General features: G+C 66.9%; 8 protein-coding genes. 7 read left to right on the forward strand and 1 reads right to left on the reverse strand.

Annotated features, from left to right (window positions below):
- Positions 1-52: 52 nt before the first annotated feature.
- From ACH4S8_RS04030 to ACH4S8_RS04040, 3 genes are all read left to right on the forward strand, one after another.
- Positions 53-442, forward strand: coding sequence for a hypothetical protein (locus tag ACH4S8_RS04030; RefSeq protein ID WP_398390650.1), 390 nt, complete (start codon positions 53-55; stop codon positions 440-442).
- Between the two features lie 112 nt (positions 443-554).
- On the forward strand, positions 555-1,139 hold the full coding sequence (locus tag ACH4S8_RS04035) for an O-methyltransferase (RefSeq protein ID WP_398390652.1): 585 nt from the start codon (positions 555-557) through the stop codon (positions 1,137-1,139).
- Between the two features lie 82 nt (positions 1,140-1,221).
- Positions 1,222-1,764 (forward strand): GNAT family N-acetyltransferase, encoded by a 543-nt coding sequence (locus tag ACH4S8_RS04040; protein WP_398390654.1) that lies wholly within the window; start codon positions 1,222-1,224, stop codon positions 1,762-1,764.
- Between the two features lie 662 nt (positions 1,765-2,426).
- On the opposite strand, the gene ACH4S8_RS04045 is transcribed toward ACH4S8_RS04040, so the two are convergent.
- Positions 2,427-3,230 (reverse strand): hypothetical protein, encoded by an 804-nt coding sequence (locus ACH4S8_RS04045; RefSeq protein ID WP_398390656.1) that lies wholly within the window; start codon positions 3,228-3,230, stop codon positions 2,427-2,429.
- A 517-nt stretch (positions 3,231-3,747) separates the two neighbouring features.
- Between ACH4S8_RS04045 and ACH4S8_RS04050 the strand changes: the two genes are divergently transcribed.
- The 4 genes from ACH4S8_RS04050 to ACH4S8_RS04065 all read left to right on the forward strand — a co-directional run bounded on the left by ACH4S8_RS04050 (position 3,748) and on the right by ACH4S8_RS04065 (position 6,956).
- A complete protein-coding gene (locus ACH4S8_RS04050; RefSeq protein ID WP_398390658.1) occupies positions 3,748-4,686 on the forward strand; it encodes an alpha/beta fold hydrolase in 939 nt (312 codons plus the stop codon).
- A 278-nt stretch (positions 4,687-4,964) separates the two neighbouring features.
- Positions 4,965-5,198 carry a Rieske (2Fe-2S) protein gene (locus ACH4S8_RS04055; RefSeq protein ID WP_398390725.1) on the forward strand — a complete coding sequence of 78 codons (234 nt, stop codon included), beginning with the start codon at positions 4,965-4,967 and terminating at the stop codon, positions 5,196-5,198.
- 154 nt (positions 5,199-5,352) lie between these two features.
- Positions 5,353-6,192, forward strand: coding sequence for an enoyl-CoA hydratase/isomerase family protein (locus tag ACH4S8_RS04060; protein ID WP_398390659.1), 840 nt, complete (start codon positions 5,353-5,355; stop codon positions 6,190-6,192).
- Positions 6,193-6,347: 155 nt separating this feature from the next.
- Positions 6,348-6,956, forward strand: a complete 609-nt coding sequence (locus ACH4S8_RS04065) for a DJ-1/PfpI family protein (RefSeq protein WP_398390661.1) — start codon at positions 6,348-6,350, stop codon at positions 6,954-6,956.
- Positions 6,957-7,632 lie beyond the last annotated feature (676 nt).

Genomic DNA, 7,632 nt, shown 5'->3' on the forward strand with positions numbered 1-7,632 from the left:
CCCGGAGAACTCTGGGCAAGTAGTCCACAACGCATACGGTGAGGAGCCCGAGATGACCCCTTGGAGCAGCGAGAGCCTTAGTTCCTGCGCCTTCGTCGACCCCTACGCCGTAGAGACCCGGAATCCCTGCGTGGTAGAGAGCCGTGACCTCTATGCCGTAGAGACCCGGGACGGCCATGGCGCAGACACCCGGGACAGCGCCTGGACGGCCGCGCCCCGGCCCCGCGACGAGGCCGACACCCTGCTGTCGCCGCCCGACCCGGCGCACCGGCTCAGCTACACCATCGACCCGCGCGACCAGCGACGCCTGGACCTGCACGCGACACTCACCGCCGCCGGCGTCCCCCCGATGCCCGAGGACCGTGCCGCCATCGACCAGATCAGCGCCCTGCCGGCGGATGTCAACGAGGTCCTGCAGCGCTGGCTGCACCACACCGTCTAGAGCCGGGGGACGACGTCGCGGACATGGCTGCCACGCTCGCCGGGGCGTGGCAGCGGCGGAAGGCCGACACCGGGGATTGCGGAGCGGGCGCGGCCGCCCCCACCATTTCCGGATGGACGACATGCCGAACCGGTTTCCGGCCGCTCTCCCGGCCCTGCGTACCGCGGCACGCGAAGCTGGTTTCACCCGCTCCTGCGAGGAACGAACCGGCAGCCTGCTGACCGCTCTGGCGGCCGGCCGTCCCGGTGGCCGGGTGCTCGAACTCGGCACGGGCGTGGGCGAGGGCACCGCCTGGCTGCTCGACGGGATGGACGGCACTTCCCGGCTGGTCACGGTCGAACGGGACGAGTCCGTGCAGAGAGTCGCCCGCGAGCGGTTCGGGCACGATCCACGCGTGACCTTCGTGTCCGGGGACGCCGGGGCCTGGCTGCAGAACCACGACGGCGAACCGTTCGACCTGGTGTTCGCGGACACCTGGCCGGGCAAGTTCACCCACCTGGACCAGGCCCTGCGGCTCGTGGCTCCCGGCGGAACGTATCTGATCGACGATCTCGACCCGCGGCCCGACTGGCCCGAGGACCACGGCGCCGCGGTCGAGCGCCTCCTGGCCGAACTGGAGGAACGAGAGGACTTCCGCCGCGTACGCATGGCCTGGGCGAGCGGGATCCTCATGGCGGTGCGGTCGGCTCGGCCTTGAGCCGGCCGGGGGCGGAAGGCGAGCGGGCGCGTCCGCCCCGGTTATCCTGCCTCGTTCGAACAGGCCAGGGAGGTCCCGCAGCATGAGCAGCACCACGTCGTCCTTTCCCGAGCGGATCGAGCTCGCGGGGGAGGGGCTCGTCCTTCGCGACTGGACGGAGGAGGACCTGACGGCGATGCCGGAGCTGTTCGACCACCCCGACATCGCGTACTGGACACCGATCGTCTCCCCCTTCGACGACGCCGCCGCCCACGCCCGCCTGGACCGGGCCCGACAGCTGCGCGCGGAGGGCACGGCCGTCCTGCTGGCGATCACCGTCGACGGCGGAGCACCGCTCGGCGAGGTGATGCTGCGGCGCGCCCCCGAGGGCACGGAGATCGGCTACGCGGTCGGCCCGGCGCACCGCGGCCAGGGGCTGGCGGTGCGGGCGGTACGGGTGATGGCCGCGTACGCCTTCGAGCAGCTGGCCGCGGAGCGGGTGATCCTGGAGCTGGAGGCCGAGAACGCGGCCAGTGTCGCCGTGGCCACCAAGGCGGGCTTCACCCTGCTCGACGTCCCGCTGATCACCGGCGAGGAGAAGGGACGGCCCTTCGCCCTGCAGACGTGGGGGCTGGACCGCCCCTGATCCGAGAGGAGGCCGTCCGCGCCGAGGCGTCCCACGAGGTGGCGCGCGCTGTGGCGTCTGACGGTCCCGCCCCGCGACGGATATCCGTGCGCGGAGAGACGGAACGGGCGAGCTCTTCGGGATACCGGCCGAAGGTGTTCGTGGTGCGGGTCGCGAGCCGGTGGCGCAAGGTGTCCTCGTCGATCACCAGGCATACGACGAGGTCGAAAAGATCGCGGACGTCTGCTTCGTTCTCCGCCGGCCCGCACAAGAACGCGATGCGGGAACGGGACTCTTCGACGAGGGTCTGGACACGCTCGCGGACGATCGTCCACCTGTATCGATCGAGCCAGCCCTCGAGAACCGGATACGGGGATCCACCACGGCCTCGCCCCGAGCCCGGTCGGTCCAGTGGCTGAAGCCTTCCTCGTCGGTGTCGAGCGCGACGTAGCCACGCGCTCGCAACACCCCGCAGACCGTGGACTTGCCAGTTGCGGAATTGCCCGGCACCCACACCAATGTCGCGCCGCCACCGCGGCTGGAACCCAAACCATGGGGCAGGTCAAGGCGTACCAAGGGGCCGGCCGCCATGCACGCGTACCTTTCCGGGGCGGTCGGCTCAAGCGCTGGATACGAACTCGTGCCGCCCATCGCTCTCGCGGCTTGACAGACCGTATTAGGAATCACTGCGTGGGCAAGGGGCCTTGTGGGTCGGGTCCCGCCCAGAATTCGGGGCCGAGGATGTCTTTCAGGAGGGCGTACATCCTCTTTCGGAAGTGGGCCGTGACGAGCCAGGGGCGGGTGAAGATTCGGATCTCCGCGACTTCGTCTTCTGGGCTCAGAGTGAATATCTCGACGAGTTGCTGTACGTGACCGTCCACGTATTCGTCGATGACCACCGCGAATGCTGATTGGTCCTGGACGTCGAGGACGGCGCGGACTTTGAGGTCGGTGAAGCTTTGCGCCGCCGCCTTGAGGACAGGTCCCACAACAGCCTTCCCTGTCGGTTCTTCGCTCAGAATCGGGGAGTACAGGATGACGTCCGGTGCCAGAGGCGGGACGGCCGGATGTTCAACCCACTCCGGCGTCGGCCCACCCGGGGTATATGGCCCGGTTCCAAGGCTCGGGTCTGCGAGAGTGGGATCTTTTTTCGCAATCGTTTCGCGCAGAACAGCCATGAACGGCCACGGCCGACCGTAGACGTCGATCGTGGCGATCAAGCCCGCGGCATTGTATCGAGCCAGTGCCACGATCTCCGTCAGCCGACCGTCGGGGCTCGCGCTGTACACAACCCCTTCTACTCCGTCTCCCTTGAGCCAGAGCGTGGCTTTCGGATCGGTGAGCGCCTGCTGGTAAGTGTTGAGAGCTGCCGAAACCGCGCCGCGACCGACGATGCGGGCTGCGGCCACCGGAGTCGCGAGAGAGACGTCCTCGGCGAGCGCTGTTGAGGCCTGTCCCAACAGCGCGGCATCCAGCTGGGTCGACATGGTGCACTCCTGGAGGTTGTGATCTGAGCGAGCCAGGGGTCTCGGGGAGTGCTGGGCGCAGACACAGGAAGGCGTCACTCGCGCCAACCCCTAGGGTCGCCAGGAATTTCCCGTTGCGCCGAGGCTTCGGGAATGTCTCGCAGTCCCGTGCGATGCAACTGCTGTTGGCGGACCCCTCCAGCATGCGCCTTCAGCATGGCAAAGCGCATGCTGGAGCACGATCTCAGTTGGCGGAAGAGAGCGTTGACACTGCAGGGGTACCGTCCTCGGTGCCCCTGCGGCTGGTAGCCGAGCAAAAGTGGGCGCATGGAGCGTGGTACTGGAATGCCCCTGAACCGCAAACACCCGGATTTGACCTGAACGGCCGTGGTGATTCGCTCATGTGCTTCGCTTCGAATGCGGGGATATGACGCGATGGACAGGCTTCGATCAGCCAGCCCGTCCTTCGAAGGAGAGCTCCATGACGTCGTCCCCTGCTCCGCGGTCCCAGCGGCGCCGAATACACGCTGTCTCTGCCGTGCTGCTGACCGCTGCGGCCCTGTCGACGTCCGTGCCGGCCTTCGCCGACGGAGGGGCCGTAGCCCCGAGCACCGACACGAAAGCAAGTGTCGCCGAGGGCAAACCGACTGTCGTGCTGGTGCACGGCGCGTTCGTCGATGCATCCAGCTGGAACGCCGTCGTGGGACGCCTGCAGAGCAATGGCTACAGGGTGATCGCTGCTGCCAATCCACTGCGCGGCCTGCCTGTGGACTCTGCCTACATCGCCAGCGTGCTCCGCAGTGTCAAGGGGCCCATCGTCCTGGTCGGCCAGTCGTACGGTGGCGCAGTGATCAGCGAAGCCGCCACGGACAACCCAAACGTCAAGGCGCTCGTGTATGTCTCCGCTTTCATGCCGGACAAGGGCGAAACGCTCGGCCAACTCGGCACCAAATTCCCTGGCAGCGAGCTCAACCCGGCCCTGGTGCAATTGCCCGTCAAGAATGCTGACGGCTCCACGGGTACAGATCTCGATGTCTCGCCGGACAAGTTCCGCGCGGTGGCGGCCGCGGACCTCCCCGAGGCCGCCACAACGGTGGCAGCTGCAGCCCAGCGTCCCATCTCCGCCACGGCCTTCACCGACAAAGTCACGTCTGCCGCGTGGAGGACCATCCCGTCCTGGGTTGCCGTCGCCACCAACGACAAGGCCATCTCGCCCGACCTGGAGCGCTTCCAGGCCAAGCGCGCCCGCTCGCACACAGTGGAAATCGAATCCTCACACAGCGTGATGATCTCTCATCCCGACGCCATCACGGACCTTATTCTCGCCGCTGCCCGCGCGGAGTCCACAAACCCGGCTCTCGCCGAAACGGGACTTACCGCTCTCGGTCGTGTCGGGGCCGGCGCGGCCGGTGCAATGATCATCGCGGGCGCTGGACTTGTCGTGGCCAGTCGTAAACGGTCAGTCGGCGGGGAGTGACCAGCAGGGTTGTTCGGTGCGACAGCCTTCGCCCGGCACGGAAGCGGGTCGTGCTGCGGTCGGCGCGGAGCGGGAGCCAGTGGGAAAGCGAAATCCCTGGCCCCGGGAACGTCGGTAGAGGGCCCGAGGCGGCGCACCTGGGGATTCGGGCTTCCGCACTGACCACACGCGTGTGATCCCTGACAAGCCCAACCGGTCAGGGATCCTCGTGCTGTACGTAGTCTGCGGCGTGGTGCTGTCCCTGTCGGGCTCTCCGTCAAGCGCCGGCTGAGCGGCGGATCTCGGTCGCGCGCGTCGGGGGCGACCTCTACGCCTTCGACGATCTCTGCACGTGCGCCGATGATCCGTGCCCGCTCTCCGGCGGTTTGCTCACCGAAGCAGTGATCATGTGCCAGTGCCACGGCTCGGAGTCCGACATCACCACAGGCGTGGTCAGAAAGGGTCCGGCTACCCGGAAGCTCGCGGCATACGGGCTGAAGGTGGTCGATGGCGACCTCCAGGTCCGGGCGTGATGCAGGCCGCGAGCCTTGGCTGCACTACGGCGTCAACCAGTTCCCTGGCGGAAATCCCTACCGTCACGTCACCTCCTCGACACGGATACGGCGCCGGCGGTCCAGGCCCTGCCCAGCAGGCCTCACGCCGTCGAGCGAAGGCAGGAAGACGCAGATGACCGCCTCGTACGAGACCATCAAGACCAGGCCGGACGGCAACGTCCTGTACGCCACCTTCAACGCGCCGCCGATGAACCTGATCGGTCCCGAGCTGGTGCGGGACCTGGTCGCGCTGATCGGGGAACTGTCGAATCCGGCCGCGCCACGCGTGGTGGTCTTCGACAGCGCGGATGCCGACTACTTCCTCCCGCACGTCGACATGACGAAGGTCGCCGAGTACACCGCCGAGGCGGCGAAGGCGGGAGGCCCCGGTGACGCCTCCTTGGGCATGCTGTTCCGCAGGCTGACCCTGCTCCCGGTCGTCACCGTCGCCAAGTTGCGCGGCCGGGCCCGGGGAGCGGGCAGCGAGTTCCTTCTCGCCTGCGACCTGCGCTTCGCCTCACGGGAGAAGGCCGTTCTGGGCCAGCTCGAGGTGGCGGTCGGAGCGCCGCCCGGGGCGGGCGCGATCCAGCACCTCACCCGCCTCATGGGCCGCAGCCGCGCACTCGAAGCGGTCCTTACCTCGTCGGACTTCGACGCCGACCTCGCCGAACGCTACGGGTGGGTCAATCGTGCCGTAGCCGATGCCGACCTGGACGAGTTCGTCGCAGGCGTCGCGACACGCATCGGCGGCTTCCCCCGCGATGCGCTGATCGCCGCCAAGGCGGCCGTCAACGACATCAGCCTGCCGACCCCGGCCGAAGTACGCGCCGACGCCGCACTGTTCCAGCAACTCGTCCGAGGCGACAAAGCCCAACAGCGCACGGCCGAGCTGTTCGACAAGGGTTTCCAGACCCGCGGCGACACCGAACGCGAACTGGGCGACGCGTTGGGGCGGTTGAAGGCAGTCGACTGATGAATGCGAGCGGCCGGCGGACTGGGCGGCTGCTGCACCCCATCGCACCAGGCCTCAGCCCTGGCCGACAGGCCACCGGCCGCTGATCGGCCTTCGCCCCTGACCGGGTACATCGGGAAGACTGCACAGCCAATGCCGTACTTGAAGGAGTTGCAATGAAGGTAGCAGTGGTCACCTTCGACGGCTTCAACGAACTTGACAGCTTTATCGCCTCTGCGCTGATCAACCGTTGCCGCCGGGAAGGCGTGGAAGCCTTCATCACCACACCGACGTCGGTGGTCACCTCCATGAATGGCGTAGAGGTGACCGGACAGCGCCCGATGGAGTTCGTCACCGAGGCCGACGTCGTACTGATCGGCAGTGGCGTGAAGGCGCGAGAGGTCGCAGCCGACGACCAACTGATCTCCCAGTTGCGGCTCGACCCGGCTCGCCAGCTGATCGGCGCCCAGTGCTCCGGCGCCCTGGTGCTCGCAAGCCTGGGACTGCTGAACGGCATGCCGGTATGCACGGACAAGAAGACCCGTCCCTTTGTCGAAGCTTGCAACATCGTGGTTCTCGACGAGCCGTTCCACGCCGAGGGAAACATCGCTACGGCGGGCGGGTGCCTTGCGTCTCAGTACCTCGCCACATGGGTGATCACCCGCACCCTCGGGAACGACGCAGCACGTAACGTCCTCGACTACGTCGCCCCGGTAGGTGAAAACCAGGAGACAGTCGAACGCGCCATGCGAGCGATCCACCAGACCGGAGTCGTCCTGCACTGACGCTCCGGCATCACGCTCTGGATCTACACCGCGAGAGACCGCCGCAGCCCGGCACGTTCCTGATCTTCGATCAGATCCGGGACGGGCAGCGGGGCAGCACGCGGGCCGGGGAGAGCACCACGGCCTCCGCCACTGTCACGCCCGGCAGGGGATCCGGAGCGGCAAGCGCCGTGCGTGGCGGCGGCCTGTTCAGCCTGCTCATCGATGATCAGCAGCGCCTTTTTCCGGCCTCGGATTGGTGTCTTCTGTTGTCTCGCACCGAAACGTCCAAGATCTCTCTCGCCTGAATGTCACTGGGACAGATCTGTTGAGCTGGTGGGTTGGTTCTGTGTCGTGACATTGGGTGAAAGGTGATCGTGACAAGTCGCGCAATAGTGCAGGACATTCCGACGTAAATCGCATAGAAGGTTTGATCTTGGTTCGTGGGTCTGGAGTACCTGGAGTGGCCTGTGAACTCGAAGCGCGGTACATCACTACCTCTCCGCGCGTGCGAGCGTCCCGGCCTTCGGTGATGGTGCACTTCTGCGTGTGCGGAGTGGACTTCGACGCGGGCATGCGGATCGAGGATCGCGTCCCGTGATGTGCAACACCATTGCTTTTGGAGGATGGCGTTGCTGTCAAGGGGTCCATCCGTCGGGGATCACTTCGGTGTGGATGGTGTATTTCTGGGCTGTTT

This window comes from Streptomyces sp. NPDC021080 (assembly GCF_044333225.1).
GTDB lineage: Bacteria > Actinomycetota > Actinomycetes > Streptomycetales > Streptomycetaceae > Streptomyces.